The sequence below is a fragment of the Pedobacter sp. ASV12 genome (assembly GCF_016429155.1).
Lineage (GTDB): Bacteria > Bacteroidota > Bacteroidia > Sphingobacteriales > Sphingobacteriaceae > Pedobacter.
In genome coordinates this window covers 1-23,836 of record NZ_JAELUC010000030.1, presented here as the reverse complement: position 1 = coordinate 23,836, position 23,836 = coordinate 1, and the positions used below count along the sequence as shown (strand labels likewise).

Below are 23,836 nucleotides of genomic sequence, written 5' to 3'. Positions count from 1 at the left end.
GAAACTTTATTTTTATTCATTTTTATGAAGAAGCTATCCTTATTGCTTGCCCTCTTGGGCCCATTGAGTATTTTGGCGCAAGAAACCCCATTCGAACGAAGCCACAAAACAGCAACCACCACTTATGCAGAAGCCATTTCGTTTTACGAGAACCTGGCCAAGGCTTATCCGCAGCAGGCCAAGCTGTTTACCTATGGCAGCACCGATTTTGGCAAGCCATTACACTTGCTGGTGCTCTCTAAAAGCAAGGTTTTTGATCCGGCAGCCCTAAGAAAAAGCGATAAACGGATATTGTTAATCAACAACGGCATCCATCCCGGCGAACCCGAAGGCATAGATGCCAGCATGATGTTGGCCAGAGACCTGCTCAAAAACAACAAGTTGCCAGAAAATGTAGTTATCGCCATCATTCCGATGTACAACATTGATGGAAGCCACAACCGTACCGGCACCTCGCGCGCCAACCAGAATGGGCCTATAGCTTATGGCTTTAGGGGCAACAGCAAAAACTACGACCTGAACCGCGATTTCATTAAAACCGATTCTAAAAACTCGCAGGCCTTTCAGCAGCTATTCAATACCTGGCAACCCGAAATCTTTGTAGATACGCATACCAGCAATGGTGCCGACTACCAGTACACCATGACCTTGATTCCAACCCAGAAAGACAAACTGAACGGCATCGTTGCTAACTACCTCACCCAAACCATGGTGCCCGATTTGTACCGGCAGATGAAAGGCAAAGGCTATGAACTTATTCCTTACGTAAACTCCATTAACGAAACACCTGATGCCGGCATTACCGGCTTTATCGAATCGCCACGCTACTCTACCGGCTATGCCGCGCTGCACAATACCATCGGCTTTATGCCCGAAACCCACATGCTTAAACCCTTTAACAAGAGGGTAGAATCTACATACAAGCTATTGCAGACCTACATAGACATTATGGTTCGCGATGCCAAGCTGATTGGCGAAAACAAACGGAAAGCTGACCAATTTGTAGCCCAGCAAAAAGAATTTCCGCTCGATTGGAAACTGAACCGATCGGTTTACGACAGCATCGAATTTAAAGGCTATGCCGCCAAATATAAACCGAGCGAAATTAGCGGAATGGACCGCTTGTATTACGATCGTAACGCGCCTTATACCAAAATGATCAAGTATTGGGACAAGTTTGAGCCGAGCCTCAGCATAACCAAGCCTGTGGCCTACATCATTCCGAAAGCCTGGGATAAGGTTATTGCACTTTTAAAGCTGAACAACGTGCAAATGAAACAACTCGCTACCGACACCAAAATCAAAGTAGAGATGTATTACATTGCCGATATGAAAACTGGTACGCGTCCGTACGAAGGCCATTATCAGCACTCGGCCGTAAAAGTTAATGCGGTAACCCAAGACATCCAGTTCTATGCAGGCGATTATGTCGTGTATGTAAACCAGCCAACCAACCGTTACATTGTAGAAACACTGGAACCCCAAGCGGCGGATTCTTTCTTCAACTGGAATTTTTTCGACTCGGTACTTGGCCAAAAAGAAGGCTATTCTGCTTATGTTTTCGAAGACACGGGAGCGGAACTGCTGAAGAAAAACCCTGAACTGAAGCAAAAACTGGAGGCTGAAAAGGCCAAAAACCCCGACCTGGCCAAAAGCGCCAGTGCTCAATTGGATTTTGTATACAAAAATTCCGATTATTACGAAAAAACACACATGCGCTATCCGATAGGCCGCCTGCAGGAAAACACCAAACTCAACCTCAATTAGTATGATGGAATACCTTAACGCAACTCCGGTTGCCTCGATCATCTTCATTTTTACGCTGATCACCAGCATCTATGCCTTTAACGACCATCAGCTGTTGGGCAAGTTTATGATGCATCCCTATACGGTAAGCAAGGGCAGGAATCTATATACTTTCATTACCAGTGGCCTAATCCATGCCGATTGGATGCACCTGTTCTTCAACATGTTTACCTTTTATTTCTTTGCCTTTGGCTTAGAAAGGATGATTGGGCATTGGCAGTTTGCGTTAATCTACATCGGCAGCTTGATATTGAGCGATATCCCAACCGTAATTAAGCACAAAGACAATTACAGCTACCATAGCCTTGGCGCTTCGGGAGCCATCAGTGCCGTACTTTTTAGCTATATTTTATTCGATCCAACCGCCATGCTGGGTGTCATGTTCATTCCGATGCCCGCCGTACTTTTCGGAGTGCTTTACCTCATCTATTCTTGGTACATGGCCAAACGAGGCATGGACAACATCGGTCACGATGCCCACTTTTTTGGGGCATTAACGGGATTGGTGTTTACCGTAATCTTAGTGCCTGGCATTATCCCGCACTTTTGGGAGGAAATCCAATTGGGTTTACAGGCCCTAACCGGCGGCAGGTAAAAAAGGTTCGTCAAAATAGCTCATCGGTGCCGTAGGATTTTTAATGATTTCGAACAGTGTGTGGCCCCAAGGCTTCCAAAAGTTCTCGAGCACCTGTGCGTAGGTTTTGTGTGCCCAGACATCGAAAAGCGCCTTATTCAGTGTTCCTTTTAAAGGCATAGCGTCAATGTAAATCGTATCCTCTACCGGCATAATGGTATACTCGGGTAAGCGGTTAAACAAATAGGCCGAGTAAAAGAAACGGGCGGCTACCTCTTCAAACTGTTGTTCTGAAAGTTTTTTGCCCTGTATCGAATCCACTAATTCCTGATGGTATCTTTTGTTGGTGCCATTATCCTGCAAGCAGGCAATGATACCGAAGTCTTTAAACTTCAAGGAGAAGGTCAGCGTATTGATTTCGTCGCGGAAGCTGAAAGCGGTTTCTTTTTCTTCCAACGGCACCACCAGGATAGACCAGGGTGTAAAGTCTTCGAAAACCACTTCGCGATAAATGCTTTGCAGCATGATATGCAGGTTGCCGAATTTATGCATCAGCCCCTGCGACATGTTCATGCCATCGCCACTCAATTGCTGCAGGCGGATGGCACCTTGCATTTCGATATACAGAATGCTGTACATGAATTTGCCAATCCAATTAAATAAATCGATTTCGGGCAAAGCCGATACACCTGCATAACCCTTGCCAAAAGCCAGCGCCACACGGTCTTCCAACGGCGACACAAACTGGTCTGACACCGTTACATTGCAAGGCACCACCAAGCTTTTGTAGGTGCGGATGCTCTCGTCCAGCAGCTTGATCTGCTCGTTGCCGGTCAAATTGGCCATCGACAATAGCCAATCGGGCAGCACATTTACGCTGGTTAGGGGCGTAGCAAAGGCATCGCCGCTTAAAAAGCATTTGTCGTTTTTGAAATCGAAATTCTTAAAGGGTTGGTATAAGCCGTTCATTGCTGCAAAACTAGCAATATTTTCAGGCTTGGGCTATCAGCGTTAAGTCAAAAGCGCTTGCATAGGCAAAAATGCTGATGCAAGCGCTCTGATTTATCTTAATACTTATTGTAGAAATAATTGACCTCATCTACCAATTGGCCATAAATTGGCTTGGTAAACTCGAGAAAAAGATTGGCTGGTGGCGGAGGCAGCATTTCCTTTCTATTGGTCATGGCCAGCTGCTGTTTGTTCAACGCCCTTTCGTCGCCTTTATAGCTGGCCCAGCTGTCTTGCCACACGTAAGTGCCGGCCAAACGTTGTTGCCTCAACACCTTGCGCGTTTGCCAGTCGGTAATGGTTAGGGCCAACAAACCCGAAGATGTTATTTTCTTTTCGAAGATGCTCAAAGTGGCTTTTACCGTTCCATAAACCGGATCGTTGGTACGGCCACGGCTAATCACAACACTATCTTTTTTCAACTTTTCTACGCGCTCTTTCACATAGGTTTGGCCTACCACAAAATCGTCGAAGTTTAGACTGAGCACCTGGTCGGGAACGATCTTCTGATTGCTGGCCTGCTGCTCCGAATAAAAAATCACGAAGCGGTTTTTTTGGTAGTTAGCCATAAAATTATCTACCTGTTGTTGAAAATACTGGGCGCTCAGTTTATAATAAGTGCTGTTAACCACTACCGGCTGCACCACCACTTTTACAACGGCAGCCCAATAAGCCTCGTTTATTTTGGCTTTGATATCCTTAATGCCCGGATCAAACTGTTGCGCTTTTTCAAAGTTGAAGTACGCATTCTTTGCACTCGTCCTGCTGCCTTCGTTCAGCTGCTTTTGGCCAAGAACATAGCGTGCTTCGGCGGCTCTCGATCTCGAATCGGCTGCTTCGTTGATGAAACGCTGCGCATTTGGCACCAATGTTAAGCAAGCCGGACAGCCATTGATCTCATCGGCCAATTGATTTAAGGCCTGATAATGGTAAAGTATCGTTTCCCAGCGCAACACATCCGACGACAACTTCGCTTCGTCTATTTTACGCAAATGGTCGTTCAGCGCAAAGCCATAAGCCTCTGGCAAAACCTTCATAGACTCGGCATTTTTGGGCGAGCTTTTCAGCCGATCTACCGCCTTTGATACCGAAGCATCATAATTGCCTTTTTGTAATGCCCTTTTGCCCGTTGTGCACGATGCAACAATAAGTATGGAGAAATAAAGAAAATACCGTAATCTTGAAATAGTTTTCATGGCGTTAAGAATTAGCGTTACAAATATACTCCAGGTAAATTACCTTTTTACAAATAAGACGATTGACAATGAAGATAAGCAGCAAGGAATTTGAACTAGAACTCAAACACCCTTTTTCCATTTCTAAATTTACCCGTACCAGCACCCCATTATTGCTTTTAAAGGTTGAATATGAAGGCATGGTAGGCTATGGCGAAGCCAGCATGGTGCCTTATATGGGCGAAAGCCATGCCTCGGCACAGGCCTTTTTAGCCAAGGTGGATTGGAACAGGTTCAAATTCCCTTTCGACTTTGCGGCCATACATCAATATTTAGATAGCCTCGAAGTCGGCAACCCGGCCATTAAAGCCGCTATCGACATTGCTTTGAACGACCTTAACGGCAAGTTGCAGAACAAGCCCTGCTACGAAATTTATGGGGCCAACCCCGAAAAAATGCCTGTTACTTCCTATACTATTGGCATCGACAGTCCAGAAGTGATCAGAGAAAAAGTAGCCGACGCAAAAGGTTTTAAAGTATTGAAGATCAAATTGGGCCGAGATAATGATAAAGAACTGATCCAAACCATCCGAAGCGTAAGCAGCCTGCCCCTGTATGTGGATGCCAACCAAGGCTGGACTGACCGCAAACAAGCCATAGAAATGGTGTATTGGCTGCATGACCAGGGCGTAGTGCTAATCGAACAGCCGATGGATAAGAATAATCTGGAAGGCAATGCCTGGCTTACCCAGCGCAGCCCGATTCCGATCCTGGCCGACGAAGCGGTACAGCGCATTGGCGACATGGAAAAGCTGAAGGGCGCCTATCACGGCATCAACATCAAGCTGATGAAAAGTGCAGGCTTATATGAAGCCCATCAAATGATTGTAAAGGCGCGAAGTTTTGGCATGAAAATACTGATTGGTTGCATGAGCGAAACCTCTATTGCCACCTTAGCCGGAGCGGCCTTGGCACCTTTGTGCGACTGGGCAGACTTGGATGGCCCATGGCTCACCAAAAACAATCCATTTGATGCGCCAAAAATGGAGAACGGCAAATACGTATTGAACAGCCTCCCTGGCTTGGGGCTAACCGGTGGGGCAAATTTATTTTAAACCGAATAGGCTTCGCAACTTTGAAAACCTGCGAAGCCTACAGCTGTTATTTCTTAATCCCTTTTCTAAAATCCTTGATTAATTGGATCTTGAAATAAAGGAAAGCCACGAAAGTTGCGCCAAAAAAAGCGATAATCAGCGGACTTTTGTTGTTAAAGGCCCATATCATGCCAAAAAGAGAGGCGATAAGTCCTAAATTGTAAAATACGTTAATGGCTATTTTCTTACCCACGGCATCTAGATTTTGAATGGTTTAATTTTGAATGGTTTAATTTTGAATGATTGAATAGCGTGTTGAACAACAATCAGAAGAGACCATCATTCGCTAATTCTAACATTCTATCATTCTATCATTCGCTAATTATTAATAAACTGGCATATTCGGATCGAAAGCCTCTTGCCAAGCCAAGATACCGCCCTTAAGGTTATACAGGTTGTCAAAACCATGGGCCTGCTCCAATTGCATAATGGCGGCGGCGCTTCTTTTGCCGCTACGACACTGTACAATTACAGGTTTATCTGTAGCAATTTTATCGGCTTCGATCAAAATGCCTCCCAACGGAATGTTCAGGCCATCCAGGTTAGAGGTTTCATACTCGAAAGTTTCCCTGACATCGATCAATTGGAAATCTTCCTTATTGTCTATTTTTTGTTTAAGTTCTTGTACTGAAATCTCTTTCATGATTTTATATTTTTTACAAATATACAAAAAACACGGTTGACTGGTTTCCGGCTCCGTCATCCGAATATTGAATTTATCGCATCAGCTGTAACAACTTGCCTATAAATGCGTTTAATAGTAAATCTCGATTAATTGGCTTAATTGGCTGCATCAATATGAACAATGGCATCTCTCGTTTCTTCTGGTTCTGCTCCGGAGCGCACATCGAATCTTTAGAAAATTACCCAACAGAACACAACAAGTACATCGGTATTGGTGCTACCATTTTCTTTACCGGCCTATTTGCCGCGCTTTCGGGTGGCTATGCCATGTATTTTGTATTTAAGGGAGCTGATTTTGCCTGGTTTTTTGCCCTATTGTTTGGCATCATTTGGGGCCTGGCCATTTTTAACATGGACCGCTACATCGTATCGAGCATCAACAAAAACGCCAGCAGCCGCAAACAGATCTGGCAAGCTACGCCCCGCATTTTATTGGCCATTATGATTGGCATTGTGATTTCGAGGCCATTGGAATTGAAGATCTTCGACAAAGAAATCAAAGAGCGTTTGCATGTAAGCTACCTGAACGGGCAACGTTCCAAAATCGACACCTTAAACAAGGCCTTCGAAAAAAAATACACCATCGAGATCGGCAAGCTGAACGAAACCAAGGCACAACGCGATTCGTTGGCCGCCGCCATCAAATCAGACAGGCAAAAACTCAATTTCGAAATATTCGGCAATAAAACCACCGAAACCTCGGGCATTATGGGCTACGGACCTTATGCCAAACGCAAGGAGGCTGAACTGAAGCAGCGCGAACAAAACCTCGACACGTTAAACTCGGATATCCGCCAAATGGAAAAATTTGTTGATGGACGCAAGCAGTTTGATGGCCTGATGACCGAGAAGCTCTACACCACCAAGCAACTAGACAGCCTGAGCAACATTGCCGGTTTTGCCGACCGCAACTGGGCTTTGGGCCAGCTCGGCTTTAATGTGGATGGCACCAGAGACCTCAACACCGCAATGGCTGTAACCTTTATCGGCCTTTTGTTTATTTTCTTTGAATGTTTGCCTGTTTTTGTAAAACTCATGAGCAGCCGCGGACCTTATGACCAGGCCATCGAAAATATAGAATTTAGTCAGGTTCACCGCTCCAACAAAGAGCGTGAGTTTGAAGTGGAAGTAGCCGATGGCATTCATGAAACCCGGGTTGGCACCGAAATAGAAAAGCGCAAGGCCCAGATCAGGAACCAAGCCCACCGCGAATTGAACGGGGAAGATTAACTTAGGTTTTGAGCCAAAATACGTTTGAACTTGCGCTTAACCGAAGCCGAATTTAAAAAACAGCCGATTACATTGGCAAGTTCTGCATCTGTAAGCTTTCCTATAATTTGGTAATCAATATTTTCAACAGGATAAATATCGTTCAATAATGCGATTTCATAGTCGTCAAGCCATTGCCCATATAAAAACGTGTTTTTGGGAAAACACCAATCATTACTAGTAATATTTCTACCGGCCTTGAAAACATAGCAATTAATATTGCCTTCGGGTATTTCGATACAGCCGTGATCTATCTCAACATTTCTGGGCAAATGATCTACACTGGACGGCAGGCTAGCCAAAAGCACGCTTTCGCCAACAAGCTTAATAACTAGGAAATATTTCGGCTTTGAGGCTGATCCGTCCTTAAAATAAAAAGGATCAAAGTAGATTATATTTCCAGGAACATACATTAGGCTTTCAGCTTCCGAGACTGTTCCAAAAATTCTTTATGTCCGTTATAAACAGACAGTTTGGCTTCATCGTCAGCAAGTAACGTAGACATATCTATTTCAATAGCCGAAGTATTGGCCAGCCCGTTTTCGAAAGCTTCTAATAGTCCGTTTTTTTGGGCTGTTGTATACCAAGGCGAATGTTTTCTGTGGGTCAGCTCAATGAGCTCATCGGCTGTATATTGCCTAAAAGAAGTGGCTATTTGCCGAAGCAACTCAATTTCAAGGTCGCTAAACTCGTCATCTGAAAATGGTTTTTTCGCATTCACAAATACATTATCCTTTTTTGCCTCTTTGGTTATGTAGTTTTCTAAAAGAAATAGCTCTGAAGTAATTTCTGCATACAAATCGCGAGAAACAGGCCCTAATTTCCAAACATCGAACCTCAAATTAAAAAAAGGCACGCCGTATTTTTTAATCGACGATTCTTCAATCAGGTAAATAAGTTTTAAAAGCTTTGTTTTAGAAAGCGAACCCATTTGCTCGCACAAAAAAATAATAGCATTTCCTAGCTTGTCTATTTGATCTTTGGTATAAATGCTATTGAACTCCATATTTGAAACTTAGCACAAAAGTAATGAATGCTATACAATATAGCATTTTTATTGCAGAGCAGAAAACCATCAATTCCTTTCCACCCTACAAATATACTAAATTTTTTAGCAAAAACAAGTCTTTCGTTGAGTAATAATCTTCTCACAATTTGTTCGTCTTGCCGAATAGCCTTAACTTGAGGCAATTATTTTAATGATGAAGAAAATTTTACTCGCCATCGGTTCAATGGCACTCTGTACCGCCGTAAACGCGCAACAGGAAATCCGCTACGAAGTAAGCTTCCCCAACGCCATCCATCACGAGGCACAAATCAGCATGACCATCCCTAGTGTGCCTGCAGGGCCGTTAAAGGTACGCATGAGCCGTTCGTCGCCAGGCAGGTATGCCACGCACGAGTTTGGCAAAAACGTATATAACGTTAAAGCCTTCGATGCCAATGGAAAAGTGCTCCAATTAAATCAGCCAGAAGGCGATGTGTACGAAATCCCCACCCACGGACCAACCGTAAAAGTAACCTACACCTTGTTTGGCAACTGGATTGACGGCACCTATGCCGGTTTTGATGAGACCCATGCCCACATGAACATTCCGGCAACCTTTGCCTTTCCAATCGGCCTCGACAAAAGACCGCGCATCGTAAAATTCAACTATGCCGACAAGCCAAACTGGAAAGTGGCTACCCAATTAAAACCGATGGGCAACGATACCTATTATGCGCCTAACTTCCAATATTTTATGGACAGTCCAACAGAAATAGCCGACTACAAAATGGCCAGTTGGCAGGTTAAAAATCCCGATGGAAAAGTACAGACCATCCATTTGGTTTCTCACTCAAACGACGATCAGCAAACCATAGACAACTATGCCGAAATGCTCAAAAAAATGGTTGCCGAACACCTGGCCGTTTGGGGCGAATTTCCCAATTACGATTATGGCAATTATTACTTTTTGCAAGACGTTTATCCTGACAATGCAGGCGATGGCATGGAACACAGAAATTCAACCTCTATTGTACAGCGAACGCCTAAAATTGCCGGCTACGAATCAGGACTTTTAGGTACTTTCTCCCACGAATATTTCCATAGCTGGAACGTAGAACGCCTGAGGCCCCAAGGCTTGGAGCCGTTCAACTTCGAGCATTCGAATGTTACCGACGGACTTTGGGTGGCCGAAGGTTTTACCCAATATTATGGCAATCTGTTGTTAACACGTGCTGGTTTCAGGTCTATAGATAACGCCGCACAAACCTTTAATGGCCTCGTTAACCAGGTATTGAACACTCCGGGTGCCAAAAACTTTACGCCGATACAAGCCAGCCGTTATGCCGTATTTGCCGATGCGGGAGTGGCCATAGACCAAACCAACAAAGTCAATATCTTTACCTCTTATTACACTTATGGCGCGGCGGTAGCCTTAGCCCTAGACCTACGCCTAAGAGCAGATTTTAAACTTACCCTCGACGATTACATGCGCGCCCTGTGGAAAGCCTATGGCAAAACAGAAATTGCCTATAGCATGGCCGATTTGGAAAAAACCTTGGCGCAGCTCACCAAAAACCCAACTTTTGCCAGCAACTTCTTTAAAAACTATGTATACAGTACCAATAAGGAGGACTATGCCAAATTGCTACTCAATGCAGGCTTTGTGTTGCGCAAATCGAATGCGGGCAAGGCCTATACCGGCTTAAGCAGGCTAGCTTTCGAAAATGGCAAAGCTACCTTGTCGCAAACTTCGGTGGGTACTCCAGCCTACGATGCCGGGCTCGATATTGGCGATGTACTCTTGACCATCGATGGCGTAGAAATCAAAGACCAAGCGACCCTCAGCAAAATTACCGACGACCATAAACCCGGCGATGTGGTGACGGTAACTTACAACTATCGCGGCCAAGACAAAACCACCAAGCTCACCTTCGGCGAAAATCCGGCACTGGAAATTGTAAGCATGGAAAAAACCGGGGGCAATTTAACGCCGGCCATGCAGGCATTTAGAGACAGTTGGCTAAATTCGCAGGTAAAATAATATAACAAGGCAATAGCCAAATCAATAACCCAAATCATGATGAGAAGAACAATTTACACCCTATTCTTGCTGTTTGCAGCGGCAGTAGCCTCGGCACAAGACATTAATAAAATCATTACCAAAGATTATGTAGACCACCTGATCAAAACCCTAAGCAGCGACGAGATGCAGGGCCGCCGCACTTTTACCCCAGGCATTGATAAGGCCGCGTCGTTCATCGAAAGCGAGTTCAAACAAATTGGATTAAAACCTTTGGAAGGCAATAGCTATCGCCAAACTTTTTACAAATATCAGTTAAAACCACTTTCGGCGGCCGTTAGCATTGATGGCCAGGCCATAAACAAAGACAACATCTTGGTGTTGGGCAACAGTGCCGAGCAAACTTCTTTCGACCAAAGCAACAGCGATGGCTGGATCAAATTAGATCCGGAAAAGGATTTCATGTCGCAGTACCGCAACCTGATGAGAGCAGGCAAAAGACAATTGGTATTGGTTGATGTGAAGTTTGTAAGTTCCTTTAAAAGCCTCAAAACCGCGATGGCCAACCGCACGCCAACAGTTGATGAAAAAGACCTGAAAAACCCTAAGGCTCCAGCCATGGTTTTGGTGCTCGATAAAGATACCGTTGCCAAAGAATTTAAGGTGGACTTGAAAAACGAAGTAACCAAAATGCCATTGTTTAATGTTGCAGGTGTTATTCCCGGCAAATCGAAAGCCAAGGAACTGGTTATTTTCTCGGGCCACTACGACCACATGGGCATTGTAAAAGCTAAAGATGGCGACAGCATTATGAACGGTGCCGACGATGATGCTTCGGGTACTTCGGCCATGATTGCCTTAGCCAAATACTACAAAAAATTGAAAAACAACGAGCGTACCTTGATTTTTGTGGCTTTTACTGCCGAAGAAATCGGTGGTTATGGCGCACGTTATTTCTCGCAACAGCTTAACCCTGATGAGGTAGTAGCCATGTTCAATATCGAAATGATCGGCAAAGACAGCAAATTTGGCAAAAACACGGCCTTTATTACTGGTTACGACAAATCAGACTTCGGCAAGATTTTGCAAAAGAACCTGGAAGGAACCGAATTTACTTTCCACCCTGATCCTTACACCTCACAAAATCTTTTTTACCGAAGCGATAACGCTACTTTGGCGGCCTTGGGCGTACCAGCACATACCATCAGTACCGACCAAATTGATATCGACAAGCATTACCACCAGGTAAGCGACGAGTATTCTACCCTCGACGTTGAAAACATCTTGTCGACCATTAAGGCTATTGCCAAAAGTGCGGTAAGCATTGTAAAGGGCATCGATACACCAACCCGTATTCCAAAATTAAATCAATAAGGCATTCCATTTCCCTAAAGAAGGCGTTTATCAAAAAGATGGACGCCTTTTTCTTTTAAACAAAGTTGACGTTTTTATTGTAACAAAGTTGCATTAAATTAGTCCAACAAAAAACACAAGCAATCTCGCTGCGAAAAAGGCCGGCTTAGCATCATTCTAATAAAAAGATAAGCTACGCACAACATTTTTCGAAAGTGTGCATTATGTTTGTAAGACCTCAACTAAAACAATCTATTTAAACATGAACATCAAAACTCTTGGTGCATTTATTGGCGGAGCTTTGCTATCCGTTTCGTCATTTGCCCAACAATCAGAAACCTTGTTGCTCCGAAGCCCTGCCGTAAGTGCCAATAATTTGGCCTTTGTTTATGGTGGCGACATTTGGATAGCCAATAGGGATGGCAGCAACCCGCGCAGGCTTACCATTAATCCGGCGGTTGAACAAAGTCCGGTATTCTCGCCCGATGGCAAGCAGATTGCCTTTACCGGCAACTACGATGGCAACATCGACATCTACACCATTTCCATTAATGGCGGCGAGCCCAAAAGAATAACCTATCATCCAAACGCCGATTTGGTAAGGGGCTGGCTCAACAACAATGAAGTTTATTTTACCTCAACCCGCGATTACCAATATGCGCTTACTTCGCGCATGCACAGCATCAACGTGAACGGCAAAGACGAAAAGCCCTTGCCAATGCCCGAAGCCGTTCAAGGATCGCCATCAGCCGATAAGCGCTATTGGGCCTACATTAAAAATACCGATCCAACCGACCGTGCCAATGTGGCCTTTAAACGCTACCGTGGAGGAGGCATGCCACAGGTTTGGATTTTCGACACCAAAACCAACGACATCGAAATCGTACCCGGCGCAGGCGCCAACAACGTAAAGCCGCAATGGCTGGGCAACAAAGTTTATTTCTTAAGCGACAAAGACCTGACCCTTAACCTGTACAGCTACGACACTAAAACCAAAAAAGTCGACAAAATAACCAACTACAAGGATTACGACATCAAATCGTTGGTTGCTGGCGACGGTGCTTTGGCCTTTGAACAGGCCGGCCGCATCAATTTGCTCGACCCGAACACCAACAAGGTAAGCGCGGTGAGCATCAGCATACAGGCCGACGCACCTTACAAACGTACCCATTATGTTGACATGGCCAACGATATCCGCAATTTCGAGGTATCGCCAAAAGGCGTGCGGGCTTTGTTCGAAAGCCGTGGCGAGATTTTTTCGGTGCCTAAAGAAAAAGGCGATGCCAGAAACCTGTCTAACTCGCCTGGCAGTTATGAGAAATATCCGGGTTGGTCGCCTGACGGGAAATACGTTTCGTACCTGTCAGACAAAAACGGAAAGTACCAATTGGTGTTGCTTAACCAAGCGACCAAAGGCGCTCCAGAATATATCGACTTGGGCGATTCGCATTTCTATTTTCAGCCTACCTGGTCGCCAGACAGCAAGAAATTGTTTTACGGCGATAGCCATTTGAATCTGTACTACATCGACATCAATACCCGCAAGCCGGTTTTGGTGAAACAGGACAAGCTAGCTTCTACCACCAACAGAACCTACAATACGTTGCAACCGGCCTGGTCGCCAGATTCGAAATGGATTTCTTATGTAGCTACTTTGCCCAATACGGTGAGTGCTGTTTTCATTTATAACCTCGAAAAACAAACGCACACCCAGGTAACCGATGGCATGAGCAATGCGGTTGGCCCAACATTTAGCAAAGACGGCAAATACCTGTTCTTTTTGGCCAGCACCAATGTGGGCTTAACCAACAGCGGCCTGCACATGTCGGCTTACGAGCGTTCGCCAAACTACAATGCCTATGCCTTGATTTTATCTAAGAAAACGCCTTCGTTGTACAAAACAGAAAGCGACGAAGAAACGATAAAAGCCGATGATGCCCCGAAAAAAGAAGAGCCTAAAAAAGAGGAACCTCAAAAGGGCGACAAGAATGCCAAAGACAAGCCAACCACACCAGCGGCAACACCGGCTAAGCCTGCAGAGACGGCAAAAGCTACCGAGATTGATTTAGACGACTTGAGCAACCGCATCATCGCCCTGCCAATTCCGGCCAATGGCCTATCAAGCATCGATGGTGGCGTTGAGGGTCAGTTATTATTTATCCGCAATGGCGAATTAAGCACCCTGAATTTGGCCAAAATGGAATCCACCAGCTTAATACAAGGTGTTTTTGGAGTAACCGTTAGCGCCGATGGCAAATCGATGATGTATACTTCTCGTGGCAATTACTACGTGGTTCCAGCCGCACAGAAACCAGCTTCGTCAGAGGCAGGGAAAATCAAAACCGACGGCGTCAAAGTTTTTGTTGATCCTGTTGCAGAATGGAAACAGATGTTTAACGAAGTGTGGCAAATGGAAAAAGAATATTTCTATGCCGAAAACATGCACGGCGCCGATTGGCCCGCCATGAAAAAGAAATACGAAAAATTCTTGCCTTACGTAAACCACAGATCTGATTTGGCTTACCTGTTTAACGAAATGATGGGCGAGATGGTGGTTGGCCACAACTACATCTATCCAGGCGATGAGCCTAGTGCGCCATCGGTTTCGGTAGGGATGCTGGGTGCCGATTACCAAATCGAAAACGGCTTTTACAAAATCAGCAAGATTTTTAACCGTTTAGATTGGAACCCTACTTTTAAAGCCCCATTGGCCGAACCAGGACTGAATATTAACGAAGGCGACTACATTGTAGCCATTGACGGCGTTCCTTTAACCGCCGAAACTTCGATCTACAGCCTTTTCGATTTCAGGGCAGGCAAACAAGTGGCCATTAAGGTTAACAGCAAGCCAAGCCTAACGGGCGCCAGAGAGGTGGTAGTGGTACCAATTACCGCCGCCGCCGAAATGGACCTCCGCAAAACCGAATGGACAGAAAGAAACAGGAAACGTGTTGACCAAATGAGCAATGGCCAAATTGCCTACGTTTACATGCCAAATACCGGTGCCGAAGGCTATGCCAACTTTAACCGATACTATTTCTCGCAAATGGATAAAAAAGCCTTGCTGATTGACGAGCGTAACAACGGTGGCGGCTCGGTTGCCGACTACGTGATCGACTTGTTAAGCCGCGACCTCATCAGTTATTGGGCCATCAGGGATGGCAAAAGCTTCACCACGCCAGGCAATGGAATTTTCGGGCCAAAAGCCATGCTGATTAACGAAAATGCTGGTTCTGGTGGCGATATGATGCCTTACATGTTCAGGTTTAAAGGCCTGGGCAAATTGGTAGGGCGTACCACCATGGGTATTTTGGTAGGCATTAGCGGCTATCCGGGCTTATTGGATGGTGGCCGCATTACCTCGCCAAACTTTGGTATCTACGACATCAATGGCAAATGGATCATCGAAAACGAAGGTGTAGCACCCGATGTTTTTGTAGAGCAAACGCCGAAAGACCTGTTGGAGGGCAGAGACCCACAACTGGAAAAAACCATCAAGCTGTTGCAAGAGGAAATGAAAACCTATAAATACCCGAATGTAGCTAAGCCTAAAGATCCGATAAGAGGACACTAAAGCGCTTTCTCCATTACGTAATCATTCATATAGAAACCGTTGCCGATATCAAGGTCAACGGTTTCTTTGATATGGAAACCAGCCCTTTCGTAAAAATCCTTGGCTTTATTGTTGCGATTTACGTTCAGTTGCAACGCTTTGCCATGGTTCTTTTTGGCAATATCGGCCACTTCATTAATCAATAGCTTGCCTACGCCTTTACCGTGCATTTCGGGCAGCACGTAGAGCTTGTGCAGCTTGTAGACATATTCTTCTGGATTAACCAGCGAAAAGCCCGCAAAGCCTACATCCTTGCTGCCCTCGGTGGCAATTAAAAAGATATGCCCTTTTCTCAACTGGCCCAACAGCTCACCCTTGTTGTACATGAGGTCCAGCATGTAGCGCAGCTGATCCTCGCTAATATATTCGCTATAGGTTTGAGGCCATATTTCTTCGGCCAACTGGGTAATAATGGCTATATCTTCTTCTTTTGCCTTTCTCAGATAAATCATAATAATTCGCTTAAAAACATGTAATCGGTTGTAAAAACAAAGCTTACAAAACCATCTTTAATCACCACAAAATCGCCATTGTCTGCCTGCTTCAGGTTATCCGTTTCGAAATAATTGATAATGTCGATCTTAAAAACTGTTCCGGCAGGCTTCCAGATGCTGAAGCCCTGTTTAATTGGGTAGCTCTTGGTGGTTTCGGTAAACAACACCACGTTGATGAGGGGCAGCCAATCGACCAGGTCGTCGAACTTGTTTTCCTGGCTGATGATGTTGACCGCCGGATATTCCTCCTGTACCAGGTATTGCGTTACCGTAGCCAAATCGTTTTGGGCCAGGTTGAGCCATTTGGTGTTTTCCTGCGTTTGTTCCGACTTGGCATCGCCAATAACCACATCTATTTTCAGGCCCAGCGAAATGACTTTTTCGTATTCACTGGCCGCAACAATTACCGTCGGGCTCCACTCCAGCAGCTGGCCCAGGTACTCTTCGTTAAAATTGCCCAGGCTATGGATGTAAAGCGCAGGTTCCTGTTTCTCTCTTACAATATGATGTGACGACATGTGGCTAAGATAATAACTTACCAAGTTTCAATTGGTAATACTTGCGAAATTTAACTTTAACGCCGGTTAAATACTTTGCTGGCAGTGTGTTTCCTATTGCTCAAACTTCGATTGCCTAAAAGCATCGAGGATCAGTTTTTTATCGGTTTCGTTATCGTAATTAATGTTTATTCCGAAATCGTAGCCCTTAATGAGGGTGCCATACAAAACCTGGTTCATGAGCGGGGCGCCACTTGGCCCGTAAATTTTGATATTAAACACATGAAACCGGTGCCCTTGGATATTTTCTGTAGCCGAAGACGTATCAACTTTGATCTTTTGCTTCGTATAAGTATCGTAAAGCAGTTTTTTAAGCTGCTCGTTGTTTTTCAGGTACTCGCCGGGGTATTTTTCGGTATACTTTTCTAGGGTAGAGCCAAAAATGTTGAGCTGGTTTTTCTGGAAATTCAGCAAATGTTGCAAACTGTCGGTGCTCATATCGCCATCATATACCTTGCCTAATGCTTCTTTTCCCTTTTCCTCTCTTTCCTTGATTTTGGTTTGGCTAACCAGTTTAAAGCCCTGTGGTATGGCCATGGTCCAGCCAATGGTGGCATTGGTATAGGTTTGTGGCTCTTCTTTGACGGCCGGCTCCTCTTTTTTGGGCGAAGGACTACACGCCAACAAGCCAAGCACATACAACAATATAGGAAGGATTCTGATTTTCATATTTAACATTTTCGTCAATGTAAATTTACTTAAAATCCGTATTTTAGTAAGGATGAGCACAATTAATTTCGAAACTTCTAAGCAAAGCGGACCACACCTGAGGCTGGCGGGCCTGGTAGGCAGCTGGGATGGGCAAACACGCACCTGGTTTGAAAAAGACGTATTGGCCGACGAATCGCCGATGCGGGGCCGAATGAACCTGATTATGGACGGCCGTTTTCTAAGCTACGAATACGTTGGCCGCATTAACGGAAAACCTTTCGAAGGCAAAATGCTTTGGGGCTACGACCTCCAAAATGCCAAATGCCAGTGTAGCTGGGTTGATACTTTCCATATGGGTACGGGCATATTACAATCAACAGGGCATGAAACCAGTTTTGGGTTTTCGGTAACAGGCCAGTATGGTTGGCCAGGTGTGGCCGAGCTTTGGGGCTGGCGCACCGAGCTCGAAATCATCAATTCGGACCAGTTTATCATCAGGGCCTTCAATATTTCGCCACAGGGCGAGGAAGCTAAGGCCACCGAAACAATTTACCACCGCATCAAATCTTAGCTGCCAACTCCGGCAAGCAGCCACAAAAGGGCGAGCAAAGGCACCAGGAAGATGAGTATTGGCAATAAAGTCCGTGGTGTTTTGCCCAAATGCTTATTTAAGCTATTTTTGTGCCGATGACAACACCTCAATCTCCCAAAAGGCCAGTCTCTTGGCTGACCATTATTGCTGTACTGATTGCTTTGGCTGGCGTAGGCTTTGTCTTGTTTTTGAAAACCAGCATGCCGGCCGACCGCTTCAAAAAAGAACCGACACCAAAAACTAAAGTAAATTAGTTCTTTGGATTAAAGCCACGTTTAGCCATTTCCAAAAAACAGAAACATCCACCGTTTCTAAATGTTGTTATACTGACAACAACAGCAAAAAATTATGGGATATCATGAATGGAAATCGTGCATAGATGCCTGTTTGGCCTGTGCCGCCGTATGTAACCACTGTGCCAGCTCGTGCACACAAGAACCCGATGTAAAAATGATGGCCAAATGTATCGAATTGGATATGCAGTGCGCCAGTATCTGCTATGCCGCCGCCCAGCTCATGAGCATGGGAAGCCAACACGCCCAGCAGCTTTGTGCCATTTGTGCCGAGCTTTGCGAGGCCTGCGCCCAAGAATGCGGAAAACACCATACCGAACATTGTCAGGAATGTGCCAAGCTATGCAAAGCCTGTGCAACGGAATGCAAAAAAATGGCTGCTTAATACGGCCATTTTAGCATTAACAAAAAAATCAGGCACTAAAAGAGCGTTCCAAAAAACGCTCTTTTCCCCAGGCTTTTCATGGCTATTTCTTTTTAGGCACTTTTGCGCCTGCTTTGCGGGCTTCCGATAAGCCAATGGCAATGGCCTGTTTTTTAGCGGTTACTTTTTTGCCCGAGCCACTTTTAAGTGTGCCTTCCTTTCTTTCGTGCATAGCTTTTTCTACTTTTTCGCTAGCTTTTTCCGAATACTTTGTCATGATCTTAATATGAAGTAAACAAATCAGGTGTTTTGTAGATAGAGATACTTGTAAAACAGCCACTCTGGCTAAAGGTTTTGAAGATCCATACAACCTAAATGGTTACGTTTTAGAGCTTTGGTTTGGAAAGCTTTCGGTTGGCAATTCTCTGTTTATTCAAGGGTTTAGAGGTAGCGTCAGCCAATCAATTTTGCAATAAACCTCTAAATCGTTGCTTATCAAACGTTTGTGCTGTCAAAAAACGCAAAGCCCGAATTTACAATCTATTAAAACTACCTGATTGGTAGTATAGGGCTGTTTGATGGCTTTGTCCATACGTTTCTTTAGGCAGGAACCAGACAAACGTTTGCGCGGTTTTAAGCTATACCATTCTTTGGTTTTGTCTGTAACTTAATTGTTAGAAAAGGGTGAACAAATCTATTTTCTGAAGCAAGGATTTTTGCCAAAAATTTGGAAAGAGGTAAAGCATGGCAAATAAAGTATCGTTTTTAACGATACAATAAGGTAAGCAAAGGTTGAAAAGAGGCTGGGCTACAGCAGTATGATCTAACAAATATGCTAAACACGATAACCTAAACCCTAAATTTTATCTTATGAAAAAAATCAACCTATTGTTGGCTGGCGTTTTTTGCGCTTCCCTCTTTGTCTTTTCCTGCAAGAAGGCAGAAACACCAGAAACGGCAACAAAGACCTTTACCATTAACAACAAATCGGCTTTGGCCAACATTGTAACCCAAACACGGAATGTAAACATTGTTTATTTCGTGCCTAACGACCTCGATACCTTAGCTGGCTACAGAAAAAGGCTGAGCGATCTTTTGCTTTGGACCCAAGACTGGTACAAACAGGAAATGAACCGAAACGGTTATGGCAACAAAACTTTTGGCCTGGCCGATGATGGCAACGGCGGTGTAAAAATCATAACCATTAGAGGCAGCCTGCCTAAAAGCAGCTATCCGTATTCAGGTGGATCTGGGGCAGTGGCCAGCGAAGTAAATGCCTATTTTGCGGCACATCCGACCGATAAAACCAGCGACCATACTTTAATTATTATTCCACGCTATTCTATTGGCTCGAACGGCACCCCAAGTGGCGGTCCGTTTTATGGTACGGGCAGGTGGTGCTATGCCTTGGATTATGAAGAAATGGACATCGCCAACCTGGGTAAAACCGATGCAGTGGGCAATCGTTTCAGCGTTTGGTTTGGGGGCATGGTACACGAACTTGGCCATGGCCTCAACCTGCCGCATAACCGTCAAAGAGCCACTACCGATGCCGCATTGGGCATGGCCCTCATGTGGGCAGGCAATGGAACTCTAGGCAAAAGCCCTACTTTTTTAACCGCAGCCGATGCGGCCATCCTCAATACCAACCAGGTATTTAACAACAACAGCAATACTTATTACGGATCGGTTACTTCGAATATCAACAAAATATACGCCAGCTATTCTGCTTCGTTGGCCGCCATTGTGGTATCGGGCAAATTTACCTCGACGGGTAATGTAACTAGTATTCTGTACTACAACGACCCCAACGTAAACAACGAAGGAACGGGTGTTAACCATGATTATAATGCCATTACCTGGGAATCGAAAAAAATTGGAACCGATAGTTTTAATGTGGTTATGCCTATCAACGATCTGGTAGAGAAAGCCGACGGCATTCCTTACGAACTGAAGGTAAAACTGGTACACGACAACGGCACTGTTACGGAACAGATTTATGCCTATACTTTTGCTGGCGGCGTTCCGGTATTGAATTTCAGCACCAAAAATGAGTTGAGCAAAACTGGCTGGAGCATTTATGCTTTCAGCTCTGAAGAAACCAGTGGCGAAGGTGCAACCAATGGCAGGGCGGCCAGACTGATTGACGGCAACGCCAGCACCTATTGGCATTCGCGCTGGACCACTTCCGCTACTTCTTATCCGCATTACGTGGTTATCGATCTTGGCGCTTCTAAAACCGCAAGCGGCCTGAGTTTAACCCAACGAAGCGGCTTAAGCAGAGCCATCAAGAATTTTGAAGTCTTAACCAGCACAAACGGCAGCACCTTTACCTCGGTAAACAATTATGTGGCGCAAAACGTAAATGGTCCTCAGTACTTCGATTTCGGCAGTGCCAAAACATTCAGGTATTTAAAAGTAATTGCCAACTCGGCACAAGACGGACTGCAGTTTGCGGCCCTGGCCGAGCTGGGTTTATATTGAAACCAAACTCCATCAATAAATAATCGTCCCTATTTGTATTGAGCGCTTCTTACTCGTTATAAGTTAATTGATACAGCCCCATCCGAAACCGGAGTGGGGCTGTTTTTAACCTTCCTTTATTCGTCGGGGAGGCGATCTTTTTCATTCTTGGTGCGGTTAAACCTGTAGGTTAACGTAGCTTGAACCGATCGGCCAACAGGCCTGAATGTGGTTTCGCGTCGATAGTTTGCCGTCGTAAATAACTGCTTCTCAATAAAGGAATCGAAGATATTATTAGCACTTAAGGTGAACGACATTTTCTCTTTAAAAAAATCTTTGCTTAGTGCAGCATTTACCCTGTACTGGCTTTGGTTCACCGCTTGGATATCTTCGTTTCGACCTATGTAGTTTAGCGTGGCCTCTATGTTCAGGTTTTTGGCAAAGCGCATCCTAGAATTGATACGCGTAGTCCAGGTTTGGTTATTCTTGCTATAGTCTATACCCTCGTAGCTTCCGTGTTGCCGATAGCCATAATAGTTGAAATCCCAGGAAAGCCGCCACCAGGCCAGCGGATTGTACATTATATTTAATTCAAGGCCGTAGCGGTTTTCATAGTCGAGGTTGGCGGGCGTATTGATAAACCCTTCCTCACCTTGCTTTAAAATATATTGGATATAGTTTTTATTGTGCAAAAAATAAACCGATGGGTTAAGGGTAAACTTGCCCCATTTTCTTAAAAAGGCCAGCTCAAACGAATCGGTAAAAGAAGGATCGAGATCTGGATTACCCGTAGTCAGGTTTCTCGTGTCAGATAATCCCGAAAAAGTGTTCAGCATGTAGAAGCTTGGCCGTTCGATGCGCCGACTGTAGCTCAACTGCAGGTCTGCATTTTCTTTAAGATTGTAAGTGAGGTGCACCGTTGGAAATAGACTGAGGTAGGTTTTGTTTCTTTTAAAGGTCTGTTTGCTGTCGGAAATGCCAATATCCGATAATTCGGCTCTGAAGCCCAATAAATAACTGAGCCGACTGGCTGTGTTTCCATATTGCAGATAGCCACTGTACAAGTTTTCGTCGTACTTGAGCTTGTTGGTAAAGGCCTCGAGCAATACGCCATCTTCTTTAGACCAATAATCACTCCTAACGGCACGAAGGTCGGTTCTTACCCCAGCTTCAAATCGGCCAGCCTTGCCCAAGCCCGTTACGTAATCGCTTTGAATATAAATATCATCACTGCTCTCAATATCACGGGTAAACAGCTGCGAAATAGGATTACCTGCCGGAAAATATTTTTGCTGTCGGATGTCTTGATTTTCATCGTCGTTCCAAAAATCATAGCGTAAACTCGTGGTCCATTTGCGGTCTTTTTGGCTGAAGGTTTTCACATAATCCAAGTCTAGCCTGTTGTATTTTTGGGGCTCACTGTAATGCTCATAACGATTAATGGCACTATCCAATACATTGTTTCCGTTAAAGTAACCATAATTGAAACTTGTTGTATCCTTGTTTTTAAGCAGGCCGTGGTTATAACTGCCGGTTAGGGTATTTTTCTCGTTAATATAATAGTCTATGCCCAAGTAAACGTTGTAAAGGTCGTCATTCCGGCCTATTCCCCAAACTTGGCGCAACTGATTGGTTTGTCCATTAGACAGCGTAGTTTGCACAATACGACCATCGCCATATTGGTTGCGGTAGCGGTAACCCATATTGGCAAACAGGTTGAATTTTTCGGTTTTGTAGCTCATGTTCAGGTTTCCGGCATAGTTGGCCGGATCGCCTGCCGTAGCCTGCAGAGCGCCATTTAAACCTGTAGCCTTGTTTTTCTTGAGCACAATATTAATAATACCTGCTCCGCCCTGTGCCTCATAGCGTGCTGACGGATTGGTGATTACTTCTACCTTTTCGATATCGCCAGCTGACAACTGAGCCAAGCCGTTGTTATTGAGCAGCGTTGAGGGCTTGCCATTAATGAGCACGCGCACGCCACTGTTACCCCGCAAGCTTACAGCCCCGTTGGCATCTACGCTTACCGACGGTACATTGTTGAGGATATCGGTGGCGGTTCCACCTTTTGAAACCAGATCTTGACCAACGTTAAATACCTTTTTGTCTAGGTTAAGTTCGACACTAGATTTTTCTCCAACCACGCTTACCGCCTTGAGCAGCTTCACGTCTTCCATTAAAAGCACCGTGCCTAAGTTGATGTCTTTATCCAACAACAGGTTGCCCAAGATGTAGGGCTTAAAAGAAATAAATTCTATTTTCAGCGTGTACCTGCCAGGCTCAAAGCTCAGCTTAAAGTTGCCATTGCCATCGGTTAGCGTGCTTTTTATTATGTTACCGTTCAACGGATCGAGCAAGGCTACTCCGGTATTCGCCAAGGGTTGTTTGTTTTGCTGTTCTACTACGTTGCCACTGACGTTAAACATTCGGGGCTGTTGACCAATGCTGGGCAAAGCGTACACACACAGCAGGTATACGAGCATTACTTTTATTATTTTCATCATTTGGGGCTTTTTGTCCAAAAGTGTCGAATTACCCCATGTAGCAAATAAACCACCTATGGAAAGTCAGTTTCAGCACCTTGATAGCCAATGAGCACTGACCAAACCCTGTCTCTTATACACATCTGACGCTGCCGACGAACCACGACATGGGTTGATGGGGGGGGGGGGGGGGGGGGTGAAAAGGGGGGGGGGGGGGGGGGGGGGGGGGGGGGGGGGGGGGGGGGGGGGGGGGGGGGGGGGGGGGGGGGGGGGGGGGGGGGGGGGGGGGGGGGGG

At 45.1% G+C, this 23,836-nt stretch carries 23 protein-coding genes; 11 read left to right on the top strand and 12 right to left on the bottom strand.

Annotated elements, in window-relative coordinates; genetic code table 11:
- Window positions 1-24 precede the first annotated feature (24 nt).
- On the top strand, window positions 25-1,767 hold the full coding sequence (locus tag JHD69_RS09480) for a M14 family metallopeptidase (RefSeq protein ID WP_199139676.1): 1,743 nt from the start codon (window positions 25-27) through the stop codon (window positions 1,765-1,767).
- Between the two features lie 4 nt (window positions 1,768-1,771).
- A complete protein-coding gene (locus JHD69_RS09475) occupies window positions 1,772-2,401 on the top strand; it encodes a rhomboid family intramembrane serine protease (RefSeq protein WP_199139675.1) in 630 nt (209 codons plus the stop codon).
- Here JHD69_RS09475 and JHD69_RS09470 read toward each other — a convergent pair.
- Together JHD69_RS09470 and JHD69_RS09465 are read right to left on the bottom strand one after the other, a co-directional pair.
- On the bottom strand, window positions 2,384-3,349 hold the full coding sequence (locus tag JHD69_RS09470) for a hypothetical protein (RefSeq protein ID WP_199139674.1): 966 nt from the start codon (window positions 3,347-3,349) through the stop codon (window positions 2,384-2,386). The genes JHD69_RS09475 and JHD69_RS09470 overlap by 18 nt on opposite strands.
- Before the next feature lie 98 nt (window positions 3,350-3,447).
- On the bottom strand, window positions 3,448-4,584 hold the full coding sequence (locus JHD69_RS09465) for a hypothetical protein (RefSeq protein WP_199139673.1): 1,137 nt from the start codon (window positions 4,582-4,584) through the stop codon (window positions 3,448-3,450).
- Between the two features lie 68 nt (window positions 4,585-4,652).
- Here JHD69_RS09465 and JHD69_RS09460 point away from each other — a divergent pair, with 68 nt between their 5' ends.
- Window positions 4,653-5,678, top strand: coding sequence for a dipeptide epimerase (locus JHD69_RS09460; RefSeq protein WP_199139672.1), 1,026 nt, complete (start codon window positions 4,653-4,655; stop codon window positions 5,676-5,678).
- 46 nt (window positions 5,679-5,724) lie between these two features.
- Here JHD69_RS09460 and JHD69_RS09455 read toward each other — a convergent pair whose 3' ends face one another.
- Together JHD69_RS09455 and JHD69_RS09450 are read right to left on the bottom strand one after the other, a co-directional pair.
- Window positions 5,725-5,910, bottom strand: coding sequence for a DUF6358 family protein (locus tag JHD69_RS09455; RefSeq protein ID WP_199139671.1), 186 nt, complete (start codon window positions 5,908-5,910; stop codon window positions 5,725-5,727).
- A 132-nt stretch (window positions 5,911-6,042) separates the two neighbouring features.
- Window positions 6,043-6,360 carry a rhodanese-like domain-containing protein gene (locus JHD69_RS09450; RefSeq protein WP_199139670.1) on the bottom strand — a complete coding sequence of 106 codons (318 nt, stop codon included), beginning with the start codon at window positions 6,358-6,360 and terminating at the stop codon, window positions 6,043-6,045.
- 155 nt (window positions 6,361-6,515) lie between these two features.
- Between JHD69_RS09450 and JHD69_RS09445 the strand changes: the two genes are divergently transcribed.
- The gene (locus tag JHD69_RS09445) at window positions 6,516-7,631 is read left to right on the top strand and encodes a DUF4407 domain-containing protein (RefSeq protein ID WP_199139669.1); all 1,116 of its coding nucleotides are present in this window, start codon (window positions 6,516-6,518) and stop codon (window positions 7,629-7,631) included.
- Here JHD69_RS09445 and JHD69_RS09440 read toward each other — a convergent pair.
- Window positions 7,628-8,083: a hypothetical protein gene (locus JHD69_RS09440; RefSeq protein WP_199139668.1), complete on the bottom strand. Its 456-nt coding sequence runs from the start codon at window positions 8,081-8,083 to the stop codon at window positions 7,628-7,630. The two genes, JHD69_RS09445 and JHD69_RS09440, sit on opposite strands and share 4 nt — an antisense overlap.
- The gene (locus tag JHD69_RS09435) at window positions 8,083-8,676 is read right to left on the bottom strand and encodes a Panacea domain-containing protein (protein ID WP_199139666.1); all 594 of its coding nucleotides are present in this window, start codon (window positions 8,674-8,676) and stop codon (window positions 8,083-8,085) included. The genes JHD69_RS09440 and JHD69_RS09435 overlap by 1 nt, the downstream gene beginning before the upstream one ends.
- A gap of 196 nt (window positions 8,677-8,872) precedes the next feature.
- Between JHD69_RS09435 and JHD69_RS09430 the strand changes: the two genes are divergently transcribed.
- The 3 genes from JHD69_RS09430 (at window position 8,873) to JHD69_RS09420 (ending at window position 15,605) form a co-directional block, all read left to right on the top strand.
- Window positions 8,873-10,699, top strand: coding sequence for a M61 family metallopeptidase (locus tag JHD69_RS09430; protein ID WP_199139664.1), 1,827 nt, complete (start codon window positions 8,873-8,875; stop codon window positions 10,697-10,699).
- Between the two features lie 39 nt (window positions 10,700-10,738).
- Window positions 10,739-12,052, top strand: coding sequence for a M20/M25/M40 family metallo-hydrolase (locus tag JHD69_RS09425; RefSeq protein ID WP_199139662.1), 1,314 nt, complete (start codon window positions 10,739-10,741; stop codon window positions 12,050-12,052).
- 241 nt (window positions 12,053-12,293) lie between these two features.
- On the top strand, window positions 12,294-15,605 hold the full coding sequence (locus JHD69_RS09420; protein ID WP_199139660.1) for a S41 family peptidase: 3,312 nt from the start codon (window positions 12,294-12,296) through the stop codon (window positions 15,603-15,605).
- Here JHD69_RS09420 and JHD69_RS09415 read toward each other — a convergent pair.
- The 3 genes from JHD69_RS09415 to JHD69_RS09405 form a co-directional block, all read right to left on the bottom strand.
- Entirely contained in the window at window positions 15,602-16,096 is a 495-nt protein-coding gene (locus JHD69_RS09415) for a GNAT family N-acetyltransferase (RefSeq protein ID WP_199139658.1), read from the bottom strand. The two genes, JHD69_RS09420 and JHD69_RS09415, sit on opposite strands and share 4 nt — an antisense overlap.
- Window positions 16,093-16,656 carry a thiamine pyrophosphokinase gene (locus tag JHD69_RS09410; protein WP_199139656.1) on the bottom strand — a complete coding sequence of 188 codons (564 nt, stop codon included), beginning with the start codon at window positions 16,654-16,656 and terminating at the stop codon, window positions 16,093-16,095. The genes JHD69_RS09415 and JHD69_RS09410 overlap by 4 nt, the downstream gene beginning before the upstream one ends.
- A gap of 93 nt (window positions 16,657-16,749) precedes the next feature.
- A complete protein-coding gene (locus JHD69_RS09405; protein ID WP_199139654.1) occupies window positions 16,750-17,364 on the bottom strand; it encodes a hypothetical protein in 615 nt (204 codons plus the stop codon).
- A gap of 52 nt (window positions 17,365-17,416) precedes the next feature.
- On the opposite strand from JHD69_RS09405, the gene JHD69_RS09400 reads away from it, so the two are divergent.
- From JHD69_RS09400 to JHD69_RS09390, 3 genes are all read left to right on the top strand, one after another.
- Window positions 17,417-17,917 (top strand): DUF1579 family protein, encoded by a 501-nt coding sequence (locus JHD69_RS09400; RefSeq protein WP_199139652.1) that lies wholly within the window; start codon window positions 17,417-17,419, stop codon window positions 17,915-17,917.
- A 116-nt stretch (window positions 17,918-18,033) separates the two neighbouring features.
- A complete protein-coding gene (locus JHD69_RS09395) occupies window positions 18,034-18,192 on the top strand; it encodes a hypothetical protein (protein WP_199139650.1) in 159 nt (52 codons plus the stop codon).
- A gap of 94 nt (window positions 18,193-18,286) precedes the next feature.
- Window positions 18,287-18,616 (top strand): four-helix bundle copper-binding protein, encoded by a 330-nt coding sequence (locus tag JHD69_RS09390; protein ID WP_199139648.1) that lies wholly within the window; start codon window positions 18,287-18,289, stop codon window positions 18,614-18,616.
- 82 nt (window positions 18,617-18,698) lie between these two features.
- On the opposite strand, the gene JHD69_RS09385 is transcribed toward JHD69_RS09390, so the two are convergent.
- Entirely contained in the window at window positions 18,699-18,872 is a 174-nt protein-coding gene (locus JHD69_RS09385; RefSeq protein WP_199139645.1) for a DUF6496 domain-containing protein, read from the bottom strand.
- A 593-nt stretch (window positions 18,873-19,465) separates the two neighbouring features.
- Between JHD69_RS09385 and JHD69_RS09380 the strand changes: the two genes are divergently transcribed.
- The gene (locus tag JHD69_RS09380; protein WP_199139643.1) at window positions 19,466-21,079 is read left to right on the top strand and encodes a discoidin domain-containing protein; all 1,614 of its coding nucleotides are present in this window, start codon (window positions 19,466-19,468) and stop codon (window positions 21,077-21,079) included.
- A gap of 116 nt (window positions 21,080-21,195) precedes the next feature.
- Here JHD69_RS09380 and JHD69_RS09375 read toward each other — a convergent pair whose 3' ends face one another.
- Together JHD69_RS09375 and JHD69_RS09370 are read right to left on the bottom strand one after the other, a co-directional pair.
- Window positions 21,196-23,562 carry an outer membrane beta-barrel family protein gene (locus JHD69_RS09375; protein WP_233165819.1) on the bottom strand — a complete coding sequence of 789 codons (2,367 nt, stop codon included), beginning with the start codon at window positions 23,560-23,562 and terminating at the stop codon, window positions 21,196-21,198.
- Between the two features lie 53 nt (window positions 23,563-23,615).
- The coding region (locus JHD69_RS09370; protein ID WP_199139639.1) for a hypothetical protein at window positions 23,616-23,836 on the bottom strand (221 nt) is incomplete at its 5' end.

What these genes read in the sequence shown, in the direction of transcription:
- JHD69_RS09385 (WP_199139645.1), bottom strand. Translation starts at nt 18,872, where the DNA reads ATGACAAAGTATTCGGAAAAAGCTAGCGAAAAAGTAGAAAAAGCTATG.
- JHD69_RS09410 (WP_199139656.1), bottom strand. Translation starts at nt 16,656, where the DNA reads ATGTCGTCACATCATATTGTAAGAGAGAAACAGGAACCTGCGCTTTAC.
- JHD69_RS09415 (WP_199139658.1), bottom strand. Translation starts at nt 16,096, where the DNA reads ATGATTTATCTGAGAAAGGCAAAAGAAGAAGATATAGCCATTATTACC.
- JHD69_RS09405 (WP_199139654.1), bottom strand. Translation starts at nt 17,364, where the DNA reads ATGAAAATCAGAATCCTTCCTATATTGTTGTATGTGCTTGGCTTGTTG.
- JHD69_RS09480 (WP_199139676.1), top strand. Translation starts at nt 25, where the DNA reads ATGAAGAAGCTATCCTTATTGCTTGCCCTCTTGGGCCCATTGAGTATT.
- JHD69_RS09400 (WP_199139652.1), top strand. Translation starts at nt 17,417, where the DNA reads ATGAGCACAATTAATTTCGAAACTTCTAAGCAAAGCGGACCACACCTG.
- JHD69_RS09470 (WP_199139674.1), bottom strand. Translation starts at nt 3,349, where the DNA reads ATGAACGGCTTATACCAACCCTTTAAGAATTTCGATTTCAAAAACGAC.
- JHD69_RS09445 (WP_199139669.1), top strand. Translation starts at nt 6,516, where the DNA reads ATGAACAATGGCATCTCTCGTTTCTTCTGGTTCTGCTCCGGAGCGCAC.
- JHD69_RS09430 (WP_199139664.1), top strand. Translation starts at nt 8,873, where the DNA reads ATGAAGAAAATTTTACTCGCCATCGGTTCAATGGCACTCTGTACCGCC.
- JHD69_RS09390 (WP_199139648.1), top strand. Translation starts at nt 18,287, where the DNA reads ATGGGATATCATGAATGGAAATCGTGCATAGATGCCTGTTTGGCCTGT.
- JHD69_RS09425 (WP_199139662.1), top strand. Translation starts at nt 10,739, where the DNA reads ATGAGAAGAACAATTTACACCCTATTCTTGCTGTTTGCAGCGGCAGTA.
- JHD69_RS09475 (WP_199139675.1), top strand. Translation starts at nt 1,772, where the DNA reads ATGGAATACCTTAACGCAACTCCGGTTGCCTCGATCATCTTCATTTTT.
- JHD69_RS09375 (WP_233165819.1), bottom strand. Translation starts at nt 23,562, where the DNA reads ATGATGAAAATAATAAAAGTAATGCTCGTATACCTGCTGTGTGTGTAC.
- JHD69_RS09395 (WP_199139650.1), top strand. Translation starts at nt 18,034, where the DNA reads ATGACAACACCTCAATCTCCCAAAAGGCCAGTCTCTTGGCTGACCATT.
- JHD69_RS09440 (WP_199139668.1), bottom strand. Translation starts at nt 8,083, where the DNA reads ATGTATGTTCCTGGAAATATAATCTACTTTGATCCTTTTTATTTTAAG.
- JHD69_RS09380 (WP_199139643.1), top strand. Translation starts at nt 19,466, where the DNA reads ATGAAAAAAATCAACCTATTGTTGGCTGGCGTTTTTTGCGCTTCCCTC.
- JHD69_RS09465 (WP_199139673.1), bottom strand. Translation starts at nt 4,584, where the DNA reads ATGAAAACTATTTCAAGATTACGGTATTTTCTTTATTTCTCCATACTT.
- JHD69_RS09435 (WP_199139666.1), bottom strand. Translation starts at nt 8,676, where the DNA reads ATGGAGTTCAATAGCATTTATACCAAAGATCAAATAGACAAGCTAGGA.
- JHD69_RS09460 (WP_199139672.1), top strand. Translation starts at nt 4,653, where the DNA reads ATGAAGATAAGCAGCAAGGAATTTGAACTAGAACTCAAACACCCTTTT.
- JHD69_RS09450 (WP_199139670.1), bottom strand. Translation starts at nt 6,360, where the DNA reads ATGAAAGAGATTTCAGTACAAGAACTTAAACAAAAAATAGACAATAAG.
- JHD69_RS09420 (WP_199139660.1), top strand. Translation starts at nt 12,294, where the DNA reads ATGAACATCAAAACTCTTGGTGCATTTATTGGCGGAGCTTTGCTATCC.